Below are 19,732 nucleotides of genomic sequence, written 5' to 3' on the forward strand. Positions count from 1 at the left end.
GCCAACCCCGACCGGTTGAGGAGGAGACATGGCCGTAACGGGACGCATCCGCGCGGGCATCATCGACGTCCACGCCCACTGGCTGCCCCGGGAACTGCTCTCCCTCCCACCGGGCTTCCCCCTGGGCGGCATGAACGACCGCGGCGGAGAGCTGTACCTCGGCGACAGCCCGCTGTTCTTCCCCACCACGGCGATGACCGACATCGAGGCGGTCATCGCCGATACGTTGAAAGCGGGCCTGGGCGCACGCGTTGTCTCGGCGCCGCCCTTTGCCTTCCCCGTCTTCGCGCCCAGCGACGCAGACGAATACGTCGCGGCCTACAACGACCAACTCGCGGAGGCAGTCGCGTCCTCAGACGGCACCCTGGTCGGGCTCGGACTGGTCCGTGTCGATGACGTGCATGCCGCCCGTCACGAGATGACGCGCCTGAAAAACATGGAGGGCATCGCAGGCATCGCCGTCCCACCTCTGCGCCAGGGGCAATCCTACGGATCGGGCACCATGCGCGAAGTGCTGGCCGTCGCCGCCGAAACAGGTCTGGCCGTCCTCGTCCACCCGATGCAGCTGCCGCGCCCGGAGTGGGAAGGCCACTACCTGGTCAACCTGATCGGCAACCCGGTGGAGACCACCACCGCTGTGGCGTCCGTGCTCTTGACGGGAGTCATGGAAGAACTGCCGGACCTTCGCATCTGCTTCGTCCACGGCGGAGGCTGCGCCCCAGCACTGCTCGGACGATGGGGACACGGATGGCGTTCAAGGGCGGACGTACGGCACGGCAGCGGCCGACCTCCGGCCGATTCCTTCGCCAAGCTGTACTTCGACACAGTCACCCACGATCCCGAAGTACTGAGACTGCTGTCGGCCCACGCCGCACCGGACCGGATCCTGTGCGGGAGCGACTACCCCTTCGACATGGCGCAGCCCGAACCGGTCCGCTACCTGCTGGACCACGGCCTCGACGCCAATGGACTCGAAATCAACGGTCGGGCATTCCTCGGCATCCGCAGCCCGGAGTCAGCCAGGAGATGCCCGCGGGCGCGACTCACGATCTTCCGCGCATTGACAACGCTGAGCTGCGGGATCTCGGCGATCTCGGGATAGCCGTAGTCGAACGCCTCACGCAGTATGTAGGCCGCACGCCCAGTGGGCCCCAGCTTCTCCAGCAGCAGCGCCAGCTCCACGGCTTCCGCGCGCTGGGCGCCCACCGCCGGGTCCACGCTCGTGTCGACGGTCTCGGGCAGCCACGGCCCGATGTACGCCTCCCGGCGCAACCGTGCGGACTGCGCGAAGCTGATGGCCAGCCGGGTCGTCGTCGTCACGAGAAAGGCCACCGGGCCGACCACCGCGGAGCGGTCGGTCCGCTGCCAGCGCAGCCACACCTCCTGGACCACGTCCTCAGTCTCGACCACACGGTACGCGATGCCGAAAAGACGTGGCCGCAGCTCCACGAAGACAGACACCGCCTGGTCGAGGTCACTTCCAGCAGGGGACGGCTCGAAATGCATGAGTCTGGGGTCCCCGATCCTCCGTCCCGCTGTCAGCACCGCGGCCATACGGCCGACGCGTGATCGCGGGCGGCACCCGCAACCGCACCCGGGAGGCGGCGGCGCTGGTCGGCACTGTGCGTCCTACGGCGTACCTGGCAGCGGAAACGGCTGTGGTCGCTCAACGTCACCACTGCTTCCATCGCTGCCGTACAGACCGGGAACGACCCGCTTCTGTGACAGGGCCAGTGGCTCGCGGCCAGCCACCGGCGAAGCAACGGGGCCAAGGATGGAGCCCGAGGTATTGCGCCCGCCTGACTCGGGAGCAAGGCCGTTCGTCGGGCTTCAATTGCCCCCCGGAGGAGCCCCTGGCCATGCGGGCCCTCCTCGATGTCACGAACAGCCGGGCAACCCGGTCGAGAAGAAAAGAGATAAAGACCACAATCTCGGCACACCCGGATGAATACTCGTCACCCCGGTGGGGTCGCAGGAATCGAGGACGGAGATGAGTGGCCATGCTGCTCGAGATGACCATGTGCGACGGCCGGGACACCTTCACGAACAGCCACGGCGTCGCAGCAGGTTCCCACACTTCACGGCGTACACCCCGCGCGAACCGTTCCCCTCGTCGTAAAGGGGCCCATGAGCCCGAGCACGGCAAGTGGCTGGTGGGTCTGAAGACCCCGACCACGGATCTTCGTAACGTCTGGCTCTTCTACGTCGTGCACAGGGCTTTCGACGCCGACCACGCGGTGAGCCTCGCACTGGCCCGCGCCAACAGCGTGCCGGAGCTCGCGACCCGCAACGGTGCCCGCCTCAGCGGCGGGCACGTGGAAGTGCATGAGATACATCAGGACGCGCTGGGGCGCCTCTTCCTGGTGCGGAGCCTCTGACTCGTCCACCGGAACTGCCCGGCGGCGGATACCGCCGGGCGCCGCAGGGCTGCCTGGGCGTCAGCTGTCGGAGAAGCTGCCGGCCTGGGCGAGGATCAGCTCGGCGTCGTCGACCGCCGGGTAGATCCACACCTCGTTGATGTTCCGCTTGAGGGCCTTGGCGTCCTCACCGGTCATCTGGACCGTGCGGTCCCAGCCCGCCGTGACGAGCGCACCGGCCGGCGGGGATGACCTCGCCGTCCGAGAAGGTCACCTCGTCGGCGGTGACCGACGTCACCGTCTTCCCCGGGCGCCGCTCGATCTTCAGCTCGTCCACCGCCTCGTCGATGTTCGGACGCGGGCCTTCGCCGAGCTCCGGCCCGATCACGTCGGCGCGATCGACGAGGGTCACGCGCACCTCGCCGCCGGCGTCGTGCGTGTCCGCAATCGTCCGGAGCCGCTCGCCGAGCGCGGTGGAGATCTCCAGGCCGGTGAAACCGGCCCCGACCGCCACCGCCGTGTAGCGGCCCGCGGACGACATCCGCTGCGGCGGCCGCCGCAGATGGTGGTCGAAGGCGGCCGCGGCGGGCAGCGTGTCGATGTCGAATACATACTGCACGCCGGGGAATGCCCACGTCTTCGCACCGTAGACAGGACAGGAGCCCGCTCCGTGAGGGGAGGCCAGTGTGACGTGGGTCTTGTGCGACGCACCGTCACCTGCCGGGTATGACAGAGGGGTTCGGTGCTGAGCGGCCCGTCTCCGCACTACCGGCGACCCTGCTGCTCAGCTGCGTCTCGGAACGGCTTCGGGGCGCGTCGTGCGAAAGCGGGCGCGATAGAGTCCGGGACTCACACCGAGGTGGCTGCCGAAGGCCCGCCGCATGGCCTCCTGCGAACCGAATCCGCTGCGGCGTGCGACCACCTCCAGGGCGTCGTCGCCGCCCTCGAGCAGCGCTTGGGCCATCTCGACGCGAAGGCGTCCGGTGAAGTCTGCGGTCGTGCTCCCGGTCTCCGTGGGGAACAGCCTGGTGAGTTGCTCCGGATCACCTCCGGCCCGGGCCTCAAGTGCCCGCAGGCCGTGGTTTCCACCAGGGTCCGTGACCACGCCGTCCGTGACGTCGCGAGGCGGGGAGTGCCGGGGGACGCGGGCATGCGTGCGGAAGGCGAACTGGGACTGTCCACCGGGCCGGGCCATGAACACCACGAGGTATTTGGCGGCTGCCCGGGCGACGTCCGCACCCAGGTCGGACTCGACGAGAGAGAGTGTCAGATCGATACCGGCGGTGACCCCTGCAGAGGTGACGAATCTGCCTTCCCTCACGAAGATCGCCTCGGAGTCCACCTGGATCCGGGGGAAGCCGGCGGCGAGTTCCGCGGCAAGCCTCCAGTGCGTCGCCACCCGGCGTCCGTCCAGCAGACCTGTGGCAGCCAGGGGGAACGCCCCGGCGCAGACGGCAGCGACAGTGCGGGAGCGGGCGGCGAGACGCCTGATGGCGTCGATCAGCGCCCGGTCCGCGACGGGCACCCGCCACTCGGGCCCTCCGGGGACGACAAGGGTGTCAATGGGAAAGTCGGCGTCGTCGAGCGCAAGGTCCGGTACGAGCCGCAGGCCGGCCGTGGTGCGCACCGGCTTGCCGTCCGGCGAGGCGGTGGTCAGCCGGTAGTCGCCGCCGTGCTGATTGGCCGCGGCGTACACATCCAACGGGCCTGTCACGTCGAGGAGTTGTACGCCGTCGAACATCACGACGAGGACGTGGTGACCCGCATCGGCCCGCCCGTCACCCGAGGACTGCGGAAGGAAGGAGGATGCCGCCTTCCCCGTGGCGGCGGTCCGCGGCGGAAAGGGGGACATCGCCCCAGAGCCCGCACCGGGGCGCACCGCTCCAGCGCGCGGCAGATCGCTCCGCCGCAGAGCGACCATGGCGGCGTCGTCGCCCAGCGGACCGCCGAGATGTCGGGAGACGTCCGCTTGAACGTAACGAAGGAGCCTGCCGGGATCCGTGCCCGTCCAGGAGGCGACTCGCTCCTCCAGGGGATAGAAAGTGCCGGCACTGTTGCGGGCTTCGGTGATGCCGTCGGTGTAGAGCATCAGGACGTCATCGGCTGAAAAGGGGAACGTGTCCTGGTGGTAGTCGCGGGGGGCCAGACTGCCCAAGCCCAGGGGTGGGCAGTAACGGCCTGGCTCCAGGAGTGTCACCCGGCCTCTGCTCGCCACGAGGGGCGCGGGATGGCCGCAGTTCACCGTGGAGACCACCCGGCGGTCGTCGGGGACCTCCAGAACCACAGCCGTGATGAAGCGTTCACCGGCGTCGTCCGCCTCGGAGATCTCCTCCAGATGGACACGGATGCTTCCTTCGAGGTGAGCGGCCACTTCAGGGAGGCTGTCGCACAGACGAGCGGCTTCCCTGAAGGCGCCGACCACGGCAGCCACCTCATGAAGGGCCTCCAGACCCTTGCCGCGTACATCGCCGATGAGGATCCTTGTGGCACCGGGCACGCGGGCAGCCGCGTACAGATCGCCTCCGACTGTCGCGTGCGCGTCCGACGCTTGATAGGTGGCGGCGATCCGCAGCGGGCCGAGTTGATCCGGGAGCGGCCGCAGGACGACCCCCTGCGTCAGTTCGGATATCGCGCGGACGGCGGTGAGCTCCATGCGATGGTGCTCCCGCAGGGCACAGAACACCGTGATGATCGCGCACACGAGGAGTTTGACGGCAACGTTCGTGGCGCTGACACAGGCGGAGCCGCTGCCGTTGAGGGCAAGGCTGACGTCGACTGCGCCCAGGACGAGGAGGACTCCCCCGGTCACCGCGGCACCTGCCAAGGTCGCCGCCGCCGTCGCGGCGACGAGCAGGGCCACCCAGCCCACAGGCGGTGCGCAGACCCCGTCGACAACGCTCGCGCCCACCAGCAGCAGGACCGCGCCCACAGGACGCAGGGGCGAGGACAGGAACTCATCGAAAGGCGTGCGGCCCTGTCGCACCCCACGGGTGGAAAGCCGGCTTCCGGGTCGGGCGCCGGCCCTCGGTCCGCGATTCGTCACGGGGTGGCGGATGGGCAGAGATGAGGTCATGTGCGTCGCCTATCGGATGCTCAGGCCACTGCGTGGCGAGTCGGTACGGTCACGGCCGGACCGCTGATGTGAGACGTCCGGACTCACATCGCCGCCCGGTACAGAGCGAGTTGTCGGGGAATCGGCGCCGTGGGCACGTCCCGCGCGGGACGGCCGGCACTCACGGGCGGCATGAAGGTCCCCGCCGGCCCCCTACGGGAGGAACGGCCCGCGGCACGGCACACAACAGGCCTCACCGGCTCGGCGGGTGACGTTTGTCGCGGCTAGCGCGACGATCTGCGCCGCCTGCGCCGTTGCGACACACGCCGCTCACGGCCGTACATACCCTGGCCGCCGGATGCCGCGATCACCGCCGGGGCGGTGCCCGTCGTGGTGATCACGAAGGCCGTGGAGATGGCCCATTTCGTGGCCGTGGACGCCTCCCTTGGTGGTCGCATCGGCGCTTTCCAGATACGACCGACGATTCACCCCCTTTGTGACACCCGTCGCATACCGGTCCGGAATTCTCCTACAGGAAGATTTCGTGCATACGTTCCCTTACTGCGACTCCGACACGCGGCAGACGCGCTCCATCCACCCAGAGCGCCCCTACCGAGGGACTTGTGTATTCACAAAGGTATACCGCGGGGTATACTCACGGTATGGCTGATACCACTGTCAAGATCGACACCGAGACGCGGGACCGCTTCGCGGCGCTGGCCTCGGCGCGCGGGATGAGCGTGCGTGCATACCTGGCCGCGCTGGCCCTGGAAGAGGAGAACCAGGCCAGGCTGGGCAAGGCCACCGAGGCCTTCCGTGCGGCCGTCACCCGGCCGGGCTTCGCCGAGGGCTTCGACCGTGACTTCGGCGGCGCACCCGCGCGGGCCACCTACCGGGTGGCCTGATCTTGGAACTGCAGATCGACCACCGCTGGCTCCTGGACCGCCAGGAGGACCTCCTCGGCAAGGAACTCTCGGTCCGCGACTACTCCGGACTCGTCGCCGCTGTAGCACGGCACCGGGTCAACACCCCCAGCCTGGAAGTCGACAACCCGGACACCTGCTGGCGGGCCGCCGCGTTGCTCGACACGATCGTGCTCCAGCGGCCACTCCCGGCCCGCAACGAGCTCTACGGCTACGGCGTCGCCGTCGCCTACATCGAAGCCTCCGGGGAGGCAGTCAACGCCTCCTACGACCAGTGGCGCGACCTGATCGCCGACATCAGAGCACTGCGGCTGACCATTTTCGACATCGCCGACCGTCTCCGCTCCTGGCAGGCCCCGCCACTGGCGTGATCCGTCACCCCACCCGACGTATGCCCCGCAGGCCCATGGCGTGTCGCCGGACCGCGTGGCCCGTCAGGCGCCCGGGGCGGGGCGGCGGAAGGCCCCTCCCCCCAGGACCGGCTGCGGACGTCAGAATGCGTGGCCCGTGGGTGCGGCGGGGCTCGCGGGGCTGGCGGGGCCGCGACGAATCCGGTGACAGCGGCGGCGAACTCCCGTGGACCAGAAGTCCTCACCCGTCACCGGCGACGTGTCGTGAAGGAGTCGGCGCGCCCCCACTGCGGACCGCAGATGAAGTCCCCCGCTCCCGCGAGCACCAAGGTCGGCGCCGTGATGGTGGACCGCCGCTCCCGGACGTCGAAGGCGGTGCCCTCTCCAAGAGACGGCTCCGCGTACATGCGCAGGGACTGACGTGCGGGACCGAACTCGTGCTCGCGACCCCAGTAGTCGAACACGTACGCGGGGGCATGCCGCCGGGCGAACCGCTCCATGTCGGCGATGGCGATCGCGCTCTCCTTCCTGCGCTCGCACGGCGCGCCGAACGGATGTCAACGCTCCCGCCTACGTTCCAGGGCCTCGGCGTGGCCGTGGGCCCCGGTTTCGCCGCGCTGACCGACGACCCCCTGCTGCGGGTACTGAGGATCGCCGGCTAGCCGCCGTCCTGGGAACTGAGCCTGGCCACCGCGTCGCACGGCAGACCCAGCCCCGCCCTGCGGGCCCTGGCTGACGCGGCGCTCACCGCGTAGGGATCACGCCCCGGACGATGCCGCTCCCGCGTCGAGCCTGCCGCGGGCATGGCGCGTCGAGGGCTGCCGCCCCGGGCACCGCGCGGTCTCTTGACGACCTCACAAGGGCGCCACTACTTTCCGATTATCGATAGGCGATTGGATGGGAATGATCTTCAAGCGCAGCGCGCTCGCCTTGATGACGGCGACGGCATCCATAGCACTCACCGTCACACTCCCGGCACCCGCCCAGGCGGCCGGATCCACCCACTACGTGAGTCCCGCCGGTTCGGACACCAATCCGGGCACGTCGGGCTCTCCCTTCCGGACCGTGCAGAAGTGCGCGGCGACCGCGGTCGCCGGCGACACCTGCGTGATCGCCTCGGGGACCTACCGAGAAGCCGTCACCCCGGCCCACAGCGGAACCCCTTCGGCGAGGATCACCTTCCGCGCCGCCGATGGCGCGAACGTCGTCATCGACGGCAGTGACCCGGTGACGAACTGGTCGGCGGTCTCCGCGTCGGACCTCTCCGCACTGCAGGCGGCCGATCCCTTCCTGACGGGAACGGAGTTCTCGTCCGCCGCCGCCTCCGGAAGAATCTTCCGGGCGAGTGTCGTGCTGAACGCCTCCCTCCCCGGGAACCAGGTCTTCGTCGACGGAGACATGCTCGGCGAGGCCCAGTGGCCGTACCCGGGCAACAACCCGACCCGGCCCGTTCACCACTCGGCGGACTCCGGCACCACAACGACGCTGTACGACTCGGAACTCACCCAGCCCGCGGGCTTCTGGACCGGCGCGAGACTCACCTCGCACAACTGGTTCGTCAGTGAGACCGGCACAGTGACCGCTTCCGGCCCCGGCTCCGTGACGGCGGCCGGACTGCCGTCGTGCGTCGGGCTCAGCCCCAACCAGCAGAACTTGTACTCCCTCTCGGGCAAACTCGAGGCCCTCAGCCACCCTGGTCAGTGGTTCTACGACGCGACCGCCCACCAGCTGTACCTGTGGACCGCCGACGGCGACAACCCCGGCTCTCACGCCGTCGAGGCCAAACAGCGCAACGTGGCCATCAACTTGTCCGGGCGCTCCTACATCTCGGTAGTCGGCCTCGGAATCCGCGCCGCGACCGCGCAGACCTCGGCCACCTCCACCGGAGACGTGTTCGACGGGATACGGGCCGACTACGTCTCCCACTCCATGGACCTCGACGTCGACCCGAACAAGGTCACCCCACCGGACGCCTGCGATGTCCTGACCGCCGGCGAGACCACCACCGGCATCCTGCTGCGTGGCACTTCCAACACGCTCCGCAACAGCACCGTCGACCACAGCTCCGGCAACGGTGTCCTGATCGCCGGATCCGGCAACGTCGTGACCAACAACCGCATCACGAACGTCGATTACCGCGGCAGCTACGCCGCCGGGATCAACATCCTCGGCACCGATCAGACCGTCACGCACAACACCGTGGCCAACAGCGGACGCAGCGACATCAACATCGACAACAAAGTCGCAGGCACCATCGCCTCAGGTCACGACATCAGCTACAACGACCTGTCCGACTACGGCAATCTCGTCGTCGACGTCGGAGCGATCTACATCTGCTGCAACGTCAACCTCGAAGGCACCACGATCCACCACAACCTGCTCCACGACGCTGCGCCGCTCGCAGCCAGCGCCCCGGCACCCGGCGTGTACCTGGACCTGTCCACTTACAACGCGACCGTCCACAACAACGTCGCGTGGAACGGCACCACCTACGGTGTCGTGCTGATCAACCCGAACGGCGGGAGCACCTCGGGCAACAAGATCTACAACAACACCAGCGGAACCGACCCGAAATCCGTCAGCCTGTTCGGCGGCACCTACACGACCACGGAAGTGGCCAACAACATCGGCGACGCCGACACAGCGGCAGGTGTCACCTCGTCCAGCAATCTCGCACACACCACCAATCCGTTGTTCACCAACCCCACAGCGCTCGACTTCAGTCTCACCTCGGCCTCGCCGGCACGCGGTGCCGCAGTGGTGCGACCGCCGGCCACGGACGGGTACACCGATCCCGCACCGAGCATCGGCGCCTACCAGTACGGCGTGCCCACGTGGCAAGGCGGGACCCGCATGGCGCGGACGATCGTCCAGGGCGAGTCCTACACCAGCAGCAGTGGCGTCTCCACGCACAGCGCGGGCACCGGCACCGTGATGGGCAGTTTCGACGGAGGCGACTGGGCCAAGTACGGCGGCGTCGACTTCGGCAGCGGCCGTAACCTGTTCTCGGCGAATATCGGCAGTGAACTGCCCTACTCAGGGGGCCGGTTCGAGATCCGGATCGACTCACCGACCGGACCCGTCATCGGTACCGTCACCGTCGAGAACACCGGCGGCTTCGACACCTTCCTGACCAAGACGGTCCCCATCACCCTCACCAGTGGCACGCACGACGTGTACCTCAAGGCACTCGGGACCGGGCCCGGGGTCGCCAACGTCGACCACTTCTCGGTGGAACGGATCGCCTCGCAGGTGGAGGCGGAGGCAGCCAACGCCTCGTCGGGCACCACGGTCGCCACCGGGGGGACCGGCAAGGTCGCGGGATCCTTCGACGGCGGTGACTCCCTCACCTTCCGCTCGGTCGACTTCGGCACCGGCCGGACCGCCTTCGCGGCCCACCTTGCCGTCGACCCGGCCTACGCCGGGCAGTCCTTCGCCGTCCGCCTCGGCAGCTGCTCCGGCACGACCATCGGAACGATGAAGGTCGCGTCCACCGGCAGCTGGTCGGCGTACCGAACCCAGTCCGCCCCGATCGCACCCACCAGCGGAGTCCACGACGTGGTCCTCGTCGCTCTCGGCGACAGGGCAGGAGTGGCGAACGTGGACTGGTTCTCCTTCGAGTGACCCCGATGCCTGCGAGCCCGGCCCCGAGGGGCCGGGCTCGCAGGCAGGGGACGGCCTCGGCCCCGAACGCGCTGATCGGTGGCCCGGGTCGCAATTCCGATAACAGCAGGACACTCCAGGGCGCGATCGCCTCCTGGAAGACGAAGCGGCCCGTGCCGTCGGCGTACCGGACCGTGTGACCGGTCGCGCGCGCGGCATCGCGGAGCGCCTGGGTCTGCTTTCTGGTGACGGATTCCGGGGCGCCCATGGCCTTCCACACGGCGGAGGGCGTTGCCGTAATCCTGGTCCAGCGCGGTGATGGCGCCGGCAGGCAGTCCGGTCAGTTCGATGCTCAGGAGCCGGGGCACGCGGGTGGCCGGTGGCCGGCGTCCGTTCCGCGACTTCGCGGCTTCCGAACGACCCCGGTGGCGCCTGGCTCACCTCTGGCGGGTAGTGGTGGACGAGCGTGGACAGCCGGCCATCGAGCTGTCCCGGGTGACGACAGCGCCCCCGGTCCGGGCGAGCAGTTCACCGCCCAGCCGGTTCTGCATCCCGGTGGAAGAACATGTCGTCGTCCAGCAGGCCGTGGAGCGGGCGTGACGGAAGCCGGCGGCGTCGGCCACGGTGCGCAGATGCTCATGCCAGGTTGCCCGGAGCCCCTCGGCAGCGCGGCCCGATCCGACGCGGGTGCTCCAGAAGCGGGTGAAGGGGCGTCCCGGGACCTGCCGGTCCGCGATGTTCAGGGGTGTCGTCATGGTCCCGCTGGTCCGACCTCTGTACAAGCAAGGAAGTCGCCGGGCCGGTGCTGGGGGCCGCCGACGGGTCACAGCCCGTAGGCGGTGAGGGCCGTCCGGTGCCAGAAATCGTCGCGCTCGGCATCCGTCAGATCGCCGAGGTGCTCGCCGAGCGTTTGCACGCTCGCGCCGAGGGCGCGGCCGGCCGTCGAGACCGGCCAGTCGGATCCGTACATCAGCCTGCGGGATCCGAAGAACTCGAAGGCGATCCGGAGCAGGCGCCGCAGGGGTTCGCCAGGGCTGTCTTCCATCCGCAGCCCGGAGACCTTGACGGTCAGGTTCGGCAGTTCCGCCAGGACGCCCATGGCGGCGCGATGGGCGGCCGCCGACCGCCCTGGGGGACACACCTGTGGCAGATGGTCGAGTACGAAGCGGTTGGCGGGATACGCCGCGACCAGGTGAACGACCGCGGCCAGCCGTCCGGGGTCCGGAACAAGCAGGTCCACGGTGAGGCCTCGCTCGGCGAGCAGCGCCATCGCCGCCGGATCCGGTCCCGGTCCCGGTGCGTCGAGCATGCGTGCGTCGCGAACACCGACCACCGGAGCGATGGCTGTCGCTCTGTCAGGAGTCCGGTCCCCGCACATCGCGACGTGACGGCTGATTCGTGGGCCGCTCAGGTCGACGGCCGCCACCACGCCCAGGGTCGGTATGCCGGCGGAGGTCCCCGCCCGGCGCAGCCAGGCGAGTTCGGCCGCCGATTCCTCCGCCTGGACACAGACCGCTCCGCCCAGCGGCAGGCCGTGTGCCGCGGCACAATGGTCGGGGCGGTCGAAGGTGCGGCGCAGTGGAGCGGCGCCCGGGTCGTCGAGCCACGCGTGGCGGGTCAGCGCGAGGTTCCACTGGTGACAGTGGGCGTCGATGATCACGGCAGCGGGGCCAGCGGGTCGAGCAGCCCGGCCGCCCGCAGGTCCTCCCACAACCGGCCGGGCAGCGGAAGCCGGACCAGGTCCAGGTTCTCGGCGACCTCCGCGGGCGTCGCGGCACCGACCAGGACGGTCGTCACCGCGGGATGGCCCAGGGGGAACTGCAGGGCGGCCGCCCTCAGCGGCACGGCGTGACGCGTGCAGATCTCCTTGATCCTCAGGGCGCGCGCGAGGATGTCGTCGGGCACGGGGCGGTAGTTGTACGGAGCGCCGGGCCGGGGGTCGGCGAGCAACCCGGAGTTGTACACCCCGGCGGCGATGACGTCGACCCCGCGCCGGAAGCACAGAGGCAGCAGGTCGTCCAGTGCGGGCTGTTCCAGCAGGGTGTAGCGACCGGCGACCAGGACGCAGTCCAGATCCGCCCGCCGCACCAGTTCGGACAGCAGTCCGCTGCTGTTCATGCCCGCGCCGACAGCCTTGATCACGCCCTCGTCCCGCAGCCTCACCAGGGCCGGCACGGCCTGCGTGACGGCCTCGTCCAGGTGGTCGTCCGGGTCATGCACATGGACGATGTCGAGGTGGTCGACGCCGAGCCGCCGCATGGAGGTTTCCAGGCTCCGCCGGACGTCGTCCGCACTGAATGCCGGCCGGGGAGGACTTCCTCCGCCGATCGACCACCCCACCTTGGTCGACAGCCGGAACGTGCGGCGGCCGGTCGCGGCGAGGGCCTGGCCGACCCGTCGTTCGGACAGTCCGTCACCGTACTTGGGGGCCGTGTCCAGCAGCCCGGCTCCCGCCTCGATGCCGGCGACCACCGTGGCGACGGCCGTGCCGGGGTCGACCGGCCCGTACAGGTCCCCGATGGGGGCGCAGCCCAGCCCGAACGCGTTCCGCCGCGGGGCCGGCGTGTCACCGGTCATGAGGGCCGGGCCGCCCGCCACTGCTCGTACTCGGCACGGCTGTCCGGGCTGAGGGGGTAGTAGTCGGACAGGCGCGCCCCGGCGTCGATCCGCATACGGCTGAAGACCTCCCACTCCTCATGGTCCGAGGCGCTCCGCACGACCTGCTCGGACTTGGCCCGGGGGACGACCACGGCGCCGTCGTCGTCCGCCACGACCATGTCGCCGGGCAGACACAGCACGCCGCCGGCCGCGACGGGTACGTCGTAGGCCCACGGGAACAGTTCGGACTGGGAGGCGTAGTGCGGTGTCGTACCCGTGCACCAGATGGGAACGCCGAGGCGGCGCACTCGCTCGGAGTCGCGGATGCGGCCGTCGACGACGATTCCGGCGCCGCCCTTCTTCTTGAAATAGCGCACGAGCATGTCACCGAAGCAGCCGGTGAAGGCGCTGCCGTAGGCCTGCACGACGAGCACGTCGCCGGGGCGGACGGCCTCCAGTACCGCCCACAGCGCCGTGTTGCGTTCGACGTACTCCTGACCGAGTCCGCTGGCCACGTCTTCGCGCTGGGGCATGAACTGCAGGGTGAGCGCGGGGCCGGTGATCTTCGTCCCGGGCTCCATCGCCGTGGGTCCCTCCACGAAGGAGCGCCGGATGCCGAGTTCGTGGAGTTTGGCACATGCCGTGGCGGAACTCACCCGGCTCAGGCCGTCGACGAGAGTGCGGTCGGGGCGGGCCCAGGGCTCCCCGCGGACGGGCAGCGGCCACACCGAGGGCGCCTCCTCGATGGCGGTCCCGTGTCGTGCGGTGTCGGATGCGGTGTCGAGGGGGACTGCGGCGGACCGGTCGGTCACAGGTGGCTCCGGGAAGTGTGTGTGGGGGAGGGCAGGCGATGATGGGTGGGAGTGAGAGCGTTCAGGCGCATGTCGAGGACGAGCCGGATCTCGCGTCCGGGCGGCAGGACGATGTCGATGCGGTTGCTCTGTACGTCCAGGCTGTGATCCGTGTGCGGCGGTGCGGGGATGCGGTAGTCGTGCGGGTCACCGGGATAGCTGTCGGCGGCCTCGGCCGCCGACCAGTGCACGGCGGTGACGAGGTGTTCGCCGAACGTCCCGGCGAGCAGGCCGAGCCGACGGGTCCGCAGGACACCGAGGTTGACCAGCCGGACGGTGGCGGAGTCCGGGCCGATGTACTCGACCAGCGCCGCGACGTCGGCGGGCAGGCCGGGGCGCTGGCTGTCGAGGTCCGACCATCGCAGGCGGGCCAGGGGCAGACCCCCGTTGTAGATGGTCTGCGGGGCCCCGGTGGTCAGCTGGGTGAGGATCTCGGTCACGACGGGGTTGAGGCGCTGCCAGTGGTGCAGATCGGTCTTCTCCGGCGGGGTGTCGTCGGCGGCGATCAGCGCCATCCGGCGGGAGACCTGGGCCAGTGCCAGACGCAGTGCCGCCTCGGGGTAGCCGGGGTTGTCCCCCGCGAGGTAGGCGAACCACGGTGGTTCGTGCCCGGCTTCCTCCTTGCCGCGGAACGCGCGTACGGCGGTCCAGTCGTAGCCGGCGGCGTCGCGCACCGCGTCCAGGCGGGCCCGGTCCTGGTCCTGCATGCCGAACCACCACAGCCAGGTCCAGTAGGCGACTTGGGCGGGCTGGTGGTCGAACCACCCCTGGAGTCCGACGCGGGTGGGCAGCAGGCCGACGGGGCGCTCGGCGTCGTCCTGGAGGACCGGCTTCCAGGTGTGGTCCTGGCTGGCCGGCTCCTCGCCGATCAGGCCGGTGCGGCGTTGTTCCCAGACCTGGTCGAGCGGACGGCGGGCCAGGTCCAGGGGTGCGAGGTCACCTCCGACAAGGGAGGCGCTGATGGCACCGACCAGGGCCGCCGCGCCGACCGAGTGGACGCCGTGCGGCCAGGTCCAGCCGTAGTGGCCGCCGAACCAACGGCCGCCGTGGTACTCCCCCACGGTGCCCGTCAGCCCGACGTTGTCGGGCATCGCGTCACAGGCGTCGGCTCGTTCGCGCCACGCGTCGACGTACTCGGTCACCCAGGAGGAGAAGCGGGGGTCGTGGTCGTAGAGCCAGGCGTTGACCGCGAGCGCGGTCGCGGCCAGGTTGACGGCGGTGTCGCCGCGACCGAGACGGTCGCGCATGGCATGCCCCATCCGCACGGCGAGGACGGGGTCGTCGAGGTCCTCCCAGTTCTCGATGCCGGGGACGTCCTGCAGGGGCAGCCCATAGACGCGCATACTGGGCTGGTCGGCGACGAAGGCGTCGTCCCACTGCGGGCCGAGGCCCGGCCTGGGGCCGTCCGCGCCGTTGTGCGGCGCCCGGACGACGCGGGCGTGCGGGTCGTAGGTGCCGATTTCGCTGCCGGGCAGGTACTGCTCGGCGAAACGCACGGCGCGGCGCCGGAACTCCTCGTCCGCGGGGTCGGCGGCGCAGATGCCGTAGAACATCAGCAGCGCCTCACCCTGGTGAAACCAGTCGTAGCCGCGCTCGAACTCATGCTTGAGCAGGCCGAGTTCGGTGAGCTGTGCGGTGACGCCCTCCCAGTGCCGCTTGACTGCCGGCAGTAGGTCGTCCGCGCCGCCGAGCAGGTAGAGCGCGGGCCAGTTGAAGAACGCCTCGTAGAAGTCGTCGGCGCCGTCGCGGTCCTCGATCGTTCCCTGGTGGCGCAGGCGGCCGTCGGCTTCGGTGTAGCGGTCACGGAAGGCCCGCCAGGCGGTGTCGAGATCGTCGAACAGCCGTCGCTGGAGGACCGCCCAGGCAGGCGGGGGGCCGGTGGGGGTGGTCGCGGTGATCACGGGCACCGCTTGTGCGGGGCCGGTCTTCGGGTCGGGAGTCACGTCACCCCTTTGTCGCGCCGGCCGTGAGGCCGCTGATGATGTGCCGCTGCATGATCACGAAGAAGGCGAGCGCGGGGGCGATGGCGAGCAGCAGGTTGGGGAAGACCACCGCGTAGTGGGTGGAGTACTTGCCGACGGCCGCGTACACGCCGGTGGTGACGGTGTAGAGGCCGCTGCCCGGACCGAGGATGATCTGCGGGTTCGCGAAGTCGTTCCAGACGCCGAGCGTGTGCAGGATGACCGCGGTCGCCACGATGGGCCGCATCAGCGGGAACACGATCAGCCAGAAGGTCCGCAGCCGCCCAGCGCCGTCGACCGCGGCGGCCTGGTCGAGCTCGCGGGGCACGGTGCGGATGTACGCGCTGTACAGGAACACCGAGACCGGCAGGGTCAGAGCGGTCTCGAACAGCACGAAGCCGGGGACCGTGCCCATCAGGCCGAGGTACTTCAGCACGTAGACGACGGGGATGAGCAGCACCTGGCTGGGCACGAAGGTTCCGGCGACGAACAACAGCAGCAGCCCCGTGTGCCATCGGGACGTCCCCCGGGCGATCACGTACGAGACGGGCGCCGCCACCAGCAGCGACAGCACGTTGACCAGGACGACGAACAGCGCCGTGATGCCGTACGCCTTCACCACGTTGAAGTCGGGGTTGTGCAGGGCGTCGGCCAGGTGGGACAGGCTGAGCCGCGACAGCGGCAGCCCGAACGGGGAGGTGCGGATGTCCTGTTCGGACTTGAACGCGTTGACCACCAGGACCCACAGCGGCACCAGCATCACGAGGGCCCCGACGCCCAGCACCGCGGCCCGCACCACCGGCACTCCGCGGCCCGGTCCACGGGGACGGTCCGGCCGCCCCGCGGCTTGACCACCGGGTCCGGTTCCTGGAGCAGGGGCAGGCGGCGGCCCGGCGGCGGCCGTCATGGTGGCAGTGCCGGAGGATCCGGTCAGGGCGGGCGGTGACGGGTGGGTCATGCCGAGACTCCCGTGTCGGCGCGGCGGCGCAGCATGGTGACGGCCAGGGCGGCGATACCGGTGACCACGGTCAGCACCACCGACTGGGCGGAGCCGTACCCCAGCATGTTGTTCTGGAAGGACTCCGACAGGATCAGGTAGGCCGCGGTCTGCGTGGTCCCCGCCGGTCCGCCGCCGGTCAGGGAGAGGACCAGGTCGTACGTGCGCAGCAGCGAGACCAGCGTGAGGACGAGGTTCACGGTGACGATCGGGGCGATCATCGGCAGGGTGACGCTTCGCAGCGTCCGCCACCTGCCGGCCCCGTCGATGCGCGCGGCCTCGATGAGCGAGGCGGGGACGGTCTGGAGTCCCGCGATGTATAGCACGAGGGTGAAGCCAAACCCGGACCAGACGATGACGGTGATCAAACTGACCAGCGCCCAGCCGGGCATGGACAGGAACGGCAGTCCGGCGTGGCCGACGGCCTGAAGGACCGTGTTGACGGCGCCGTTGGTCGAGAGCAGCGCGGACCACAGGAACCCGATGATCAGTGCGCTGATGACGTACGGATAGAAGAACACGGTCCGCAGCAGCGTGTTGAGGCGTCCCGGGGTGGAGATGGCCAGTGCCGTGCCGAGACCGGCGAGATTGATCGCGACGGTACCGACCACGGCGATGACCGCCGTGGTGACCGCCGCATGCCTGACCTCGGGATCGTCCAGCAGCGCGCGGTAGTTGTGCAGGCCGATCATGGCGGGCCGGGCGGTGTAGCCGTCCCAGTCGGTCAGGCTCAGGTAGCCCGACAGCACCAGCGGGACCAGCATCATGACGGTGAACAGCACGATCGCGGGAGCGGTCATCACCACGCCGGCCAGCCGCTCGCGGGTGCGCGCGGAAACCTGCCGGACCCGGCGCGGTGCGACCGCGGACTGTGTGGTGTGACTGGTCACTTGGGCTGCGCCTTGAGCCAGGCATCGACGTTCTTCAGCGCCGAGGCCGGGTCCGCCCCAGTGTACAGGCTCTGGATCTCCTTGTTCGCCGCGTCCTCGAAGCCCGCGGGCATCTGGTACTCACCGCTGCCGACGATCGCCTGGTTGTCCGTCGAGGCGTCGAAGAGCTTCTGTACCTCGTCGGCCAGCGGGGAGAGCTGGTACGGGTAGCCTGTGCGGAAGGAGGAGTCCTGCTTGAGCTGGCTCTCCACCGCCGCGTGGTCGGTGGTGAGGAACTCCACCAGCTTGGCTGCGGCGCTCTGGTGCTTGCTCGCCTTGAAGATCCGGTAGTTGGCCCCCGGGGTGACCGCGAGACGCGCGGGGCCGGAGCTGTTGAGCTGGGGGGCGGCGAACACCCCGACCTCGAAGTTCTTCTTGGCCTGGGCCTCAGCGGCTACGAACCAGCACCCCATCGGGTACAGCGCCGATGTGCCGGACAGGAACTCGGACTCGCCCTCGGGGTACTTCACCCCCAGCGCGTTCTTGTCCACGTAGCCCTTGTCCAGCCAGGACTTGTACAGGGCCAGCGACGGTCCCAGGTCCTTGCTCAACGTCCGCTCCCCGGCGGCCGCCTTACGGAACCAGTCGGCGTCGTCGGCCGTGAGGGTGGGGTCGAAGAGCATCATGACCTGCGCCTGGGTGACCCACTCCCCCGCCGTCTGCATGGGCAGGTAGCCGGCCTTCTTGAGCTTGGCCATGTCGGCGGTGAGTTCCTGCATGCTTGTCGGCGGCTCGGTGATGCCCGCCTTGGTGAAGGCCGTCTTGTTGTAGAAGACCAACGACTGGGCCTGCTGACCGATCGACACGTCGTACAGGTGGCCGTCGCGGCGCTGGGCGTCCGCCATGGGGGCCGAGGCGGCCCAGGGCAGGTCGGACAGGTCGCGCAGCTGCGGCAGGACCTTGACACTGTGAGAGCCCTCGACCACGTCCGGGGGGTTGCCTGCGGCGAGCAGCTGGGGAAGCGTGGTGTCGACTCCGCCGTCCGACGAGGTGGGGGCGTCGATCTGGACCTTGATCCCGGGGTTCGCCTTCTCGAAGGGGGCGACCAGACCCCTCCAGTAGGACTTGGTCAGGTTGGGCGTGATGTTCACCAGCATCCGCACCGTGCCCGTGGCTCCCGACTTCGGGTCGCTGGAGTCGGTGGATGCGAAGCCGCCGCCCCCGCATCCGGCGACCAGGCTGACGACGACCATGGTCGCCCCCGCCACACCCAGGAACCTGCTGGGTCTGTTCCCCTCGCTGGACCTGCTGCGTCTCATGACACCCTCCCGGCCGATTCGCGACTATCGATAGACGATATGATGGAGCCCGTCATCCAGATGTCAAGAGCCGGTAATGAAATCAAAGCGATCATCGATAGAATCAAGCGGTCTAACGAGGGAGGCATCATGGCGAGCGCCATCGGACAGCCGCTGACGCGGGTCTTGCTGTCCGACCAGGTGTACACAAGGGTCCGCGGCCTGATCATCAGCGGTGAACTGGAGCCAGGCGACCGGCTGGTGGAGTCCGCGATCGCCCGCCAGCTCGCCGTCAGCCAGGCGCCCGTGCGGGAGGCCGTACGGCGCCTGGTGCACGAGGGCCTCGCCGAGCACGTCCCCCGCCGCGGCAGCTTTGTCGCCTCGGTGTCGCAGACCGACGCCGACTCGGCCCGGTCCGTCCGGGTGGTCATCGAGGAACTCGCCGCCCGCACCGTGGCCGAGGCCCCGTCGGAGGCCGCGATGGAAGGGCTTCGCGCGCAGGTCGAGGCCATGCGGGAGGCCGCGAGGGAAGGCGACGTCGGACGCTTCCGGGACGCCGACATCAGCTTCCACCGGCTCGTCTGCGAAGCCAGCGGCAATCCGTTCCTCCCCAAGGTCTGGGCTGTGATGGAACCCAGCCTGCGCGCCTTGCGCGTAGTGTCGGACCCGCTGTTCACCGGGGACTGGGGCAGGATGGCCGACCACCACGCCGACCTGCTCTCGGCTCTCGAGTCCGCCGATCCGGACAGCGCCGCAGCCCAGTTCGCCGCCCACGCCCGCGGTGACGACGGCATCGCCGGCGCCTGACACGGCGGCCGGCGCCGGGGGCGCAGACACGACGCCACGACCCTCCCGGACCAAGGCCGGCCGCCA

General features: G+C 69.7%; 17 protein-coding genes and 2 pseudogenes. 6 read left to right on the plus strand and 13 right to left on the minus strand.

The features are described 5' to 3' along the window. Positions 1-28 precede the first annotated feature (28 nt). The gene (locus B085_RS0104365) at positions 29-1,102 is read left to right on the plus strand and encodes an amidohydrolase family protein (RefSeq protein WP_018557339.1); all 1,074 of its coding nucleotides are present in this window, start codon (positions 29-31) and stop codon (positions 1,100-1,102) included. Here the strand turns inward: B085_RS0104365 and B085_RS46495 are convergent. Then, positions 1,015-1,506, minus strand: a pseudogene (locus B085_RS46495) (sigma factor-like helix-turn-helix DNA-binding protein); the annotation flags it as partial. The gene B085_RS0104365 and the pseudogene B085_RS46495 sit on opposite strands and share 88 nt — an antisense overlap. A 494-nt stretch (positions 1,507-2,000) precedes the next feature. Here B085_RS46495 and B085_RS49110 point away from each other — a divergent pair. Further along, positions 2,001-2,378, plus strand: a complete 378-nt coding sequence (locus B085_RS49110) for a hypothetical protein (protein ID WP_158689653.1) — start codon at positions 2,001-2,003, stop codon at positions 2,376-2,378. Between the two features lie 166 nt (positions 2,379-2,544). On the opposite strand, the gene B085_RS0104380 is transcribed toward B085_RS49110, so the two are convergent. The 3 genes and pseudogenes from B085_RS0104380 to B085_RS51840 all read right to left on the minus strand — a co-directional run. After that, positions 2,545-2,976 (minus strand): FAD-dependent oxidoreductase, encoded by a 432-nt coding sequence (locus B085_RS0104380; RefSeq protein WP_018557342.1) that lies wholly within the window; start codon positions 2,974-2,976, stop codon positions 2,545-2,547. A gap of 165 nt (positions 2,977-3,141) precedes the next feature. After that, entirely contained in the window at positions 3,142-4,209 is a 1,068-nt protein-coding gene (locus tag B085_RS51835) for a GlxA family transcriptional regulator (protein ID WP_420706582.1), read from the minus strand. 63 nt (positions 4,210-4,272) lie between these two features. Next, positions 4,273-5,430: pseudogene (locus B085_RS51840) on the minus strand (PP2C family protein-serine/threonine phosphatase); the annotation flags it as partial. A gap of 641 nt (positions 5,431-6,071) precedes the next feature. Here B085_RS51840 and B085_RS0104390 point away from each other — a divergent pair. After that, a complete protein-coding gene (locus B085_RS0104390; protein ID WP_018557344.1) occupies positions 6,072-6,314 on the plus strand; it encodes a hypothetical protein in 243 nt (80 codons plus the stop codon). A gap of 2 nt (positions 6,315-6,316) precedes the next feature. Further along, positions 6,317-6,703: a hypothetical protein gene (locus B085_RS0104395; RefSeq protein ID WP_018557345.1), complete on the plus strand. Its 387-nt coding sequence runs from the start codon at positions 6,317-6,319 to the stop codon at positions 6,701-6,703. Positions 6,704-6,930: 227 nt separating this feature from the next. Here the strand turns inward: B085_RS0104395 and B085_RS0104400 are convergent, their stop codons facing one another. Continuing rightward, the gene (locus B085_RS0104400) at positions 6,931-7,182 is read right to left on the minus strand and encodes a hypothetical protein (RefSeq protein WP_018557346.1); all 252 of its coding nucleotides are present in this window, start codon (positions 7,180-7,182) and stop codon (positions 6,931-6,933) included. Positions 7,183-7,579: 397 nt separating this feature from the next. Between B085_RS0104400 and B085_RS41190 the strand changes: the two genes are divergently transcribed. Continuing rightward, on the plus strand, positions 7,580-10,306 hold the full coding sequence (locus tag B085_RS41190) for a carbohydrate-binding protein (RefSeq protein WP_158689654.1): 2,727 nt from the start codon (positions 7,580-7,582) through the stop codon (positions 10,304-10,306). Between the two features lie 416 nt (positions 10,307-10,722). On the opposite strand, the gene B085_RS0104415 is transcribed toward B085_RS41190, so the two are convergent. The 8 genes from B085_RS0104415 to B085_RS0104450 form a co-directional block, all read right to left on the minus strand. Then, a complete protein-coding gene (locus B085_RS0104415; protein ID WP_018557349.1) occupies positions 10,723-11,040 on the minus strand; it encodes a hypothetical protein in 318 nt (105 codons plus the stop codon). Positions 11,041-11,108: 68 nt separating this feature from the next. Beyond that, positions 11,109-11,945 carry an amidohydrolase family protein gene (locus B085_RS45435; protein WP_018557350.1) on the minus strand — a complete coding sequence of 279 codons (837 nt, stop codon included), beginning with the start codon at positions 11,943-11,945 and terminating at the stop codon, positions 11,109-11,111. Then, positions 11,942-12,862 carry an aldo/keto reductase gene (locus tag B085_RS0104425; RefSeq protein ID WP_051101970.1) on the minus strand — a complete coding sequence of 307 codons (921 nt, stop codon included), beginning with the start codon at positions 12,860-12,862 and terminating at the stop codon, positions 11,942-11,944. The genes B085_RS45435 and B085_RS0104425 overlap by 4 nt, the downstream gene beginning before the upstream one ends. Continuing rightward, complete coding sequence (locus B085_RS0104430; RefSeq protein WP_018557352.1) at positions 12,859-13,695, minus strand: demethylmenaquinone methyltransferase; 837 nt, start codon at positions 13,693-13,695, stop codon at positions 12,859-12,861. The genes B085_RS0104425 and B085_RS0104430 overlap by 4 nt, the downstream gene beginning before the upstream one ends. Continuing rightward, on the minus strand, positions 13,692-15,677 hold the full coding sequence (locus B085_RS0104435; protein ID WP_051101947.1) for a hypothetical protein: 1,986 nt from the start codon (positions 15,675-15,677) through the stop codon (positions 13,692-13,694). Before B085_RS0104435 ends, B085_RS0104430 begins: the two co-directional genes overlap by 4 nt. A gap of 1 nt (position 15,678) precedes the next feature. Continuing rightward, positions 15,679-16,455, minus strand: coding sequence for a carbohydrate ABC transporter permease (locus tag B085_RS0104440; protein ID WP_202470458.1), 777 nt, complete (start codon positions 16,453-16,455; stop codon positions 15,679-15,681). A 194-nt stretch (positions 16,456-16,649) separates the two neighbouring features. Then, positions 16,650-17,582, minus strand: coding sequence for a carbohydrate ABC transporter permease (locus tag B085_RS0104445; protein ID WP_018557355.1), 933 nt, complete (start codon positions 17,580-17,582; stop codon positions 16,650-16,652). Further along, a complete protein-coding gene (locus tag B085_RS0104450) occupies positions 17,579-18,880 on the minus strand; it encodes an ABC transporter substrate-binding protein (RefSeq protein WP_086020667.1) in 1,302 nt (433 codons plus the stop codon). Before B085_RS0104450 ends, B085_RS0104445 begins: the two co-directional genes overlap by 4 nt. 129 nt (positions 18,881-19,009) lie before the next feature. On the opposite strand from B085_RS0104450, the gene B085_RS0104455 reads away from it, so the two are divergent. After that, entirely contained in the window at positions 19,010-19,666 is a 657-nt protein-coding gene (locus B085_RS0104455) for a GntR family transcriptional regulator (RefSeq protein ID WP_018557357.1), read from the plus strand. Positions 19,667-19,732 lie beyond the last annotated feature (66 nt).

Source organism: Streptomyces sp. BoleA5 (assembly GCF_000373665.1).
In the GTDB taxonomy this organism is placed as follows: domain Bacteria; phylum Actinomycetota; class Actinomycetes; order Streptomycetales; family Streptomycetaceae; genus Actinacidiphila.

What these genes read in the sequence shown, in the direction of transcription:
- B085_RS0104365 (WP_018557339.1), top strand. Translation starts at nt 29, where the DNA reads ATGGCCGTAACGGGACGCATCCGCGCGGGCATCATCGACGTCCACGCC.
- B085_RS0104390 (WP_018557344.1), top strand. Translation starts at nt 6,072, where the DNA reads ATGGCTGATACCACTGTCAAGATCGACACCGAGACGCGGGACCGCTTC.
- B085_RS0104415 (WP_018557349.1), bottom strand. Translation starts at nt 11,040, where the DNA reads ATGACGACACCCCTGAACATCGCGGACCGGCAGGTCCCGGGACGCCCC.
- B085_RS0104450 (WP_086020667.1), bottom strand. Translation starts at nt 18,880, where the DNA reads ATGAGACGCAGCAGGTCCAGCGAGGGGAACAGACCCAGCAGGTTCCTG.
- B085_RS0104425 (WP_051101970.1), bottom strand. Translation starts at nt 12,862, where the DNA reads ATGACCGGTGACACGCCGGCCCCGCGGCGGAACGCGTTCGGGCTGGGC.
- B085_RS0104455 (WP_018557357.1), top strand. Translation starts at nt 19,010, where the DNA reads ATGGCGAGCGCCATCGGACAGCCGCTGACGCGGGTCTTGCTGTCCGAC.
- B085_RS49110 (WP_158689653.1), top strand. Translation starts at nt 2,001, where the DNA reads ATGCTGCTCGAGATGACCATGTGCGACGGCCGGGACACCTTCACGAAC.
- B085_RS0104440 (WP_202470458.1), bottom strand. Translation starts at nt 16,455, where the DNA reads ATGCTGGTGCCGCTGTGGGTCCTGGTGGTCAACGCGTTCAAGTCCGAA.
- B085_RS41190 (WP_158689654.1), top strand. Translation starts at nt 7,580, where the DNA reads ATGGGAATGATCTTCAAGCGCAGCGCGCTCGCCTTGATGACGGCGACG.
- B085_RS0104400 (WP_018557346.1), bottom strand. Translation starts at nt 7,182, where the DNA reads ATGGAGCGGTTCGCCCGGCGGCATGCCCCCGCGTACGTGTTCGACTAC.
- B085_RS51835 (WP_420706582.1), bottom strand. Translation starts at nt 4,209, where the DNA reads ATGTCCCCCTTTCCGCCGCGGACCGCCGCCACGGGGAAGGCGGCATCC.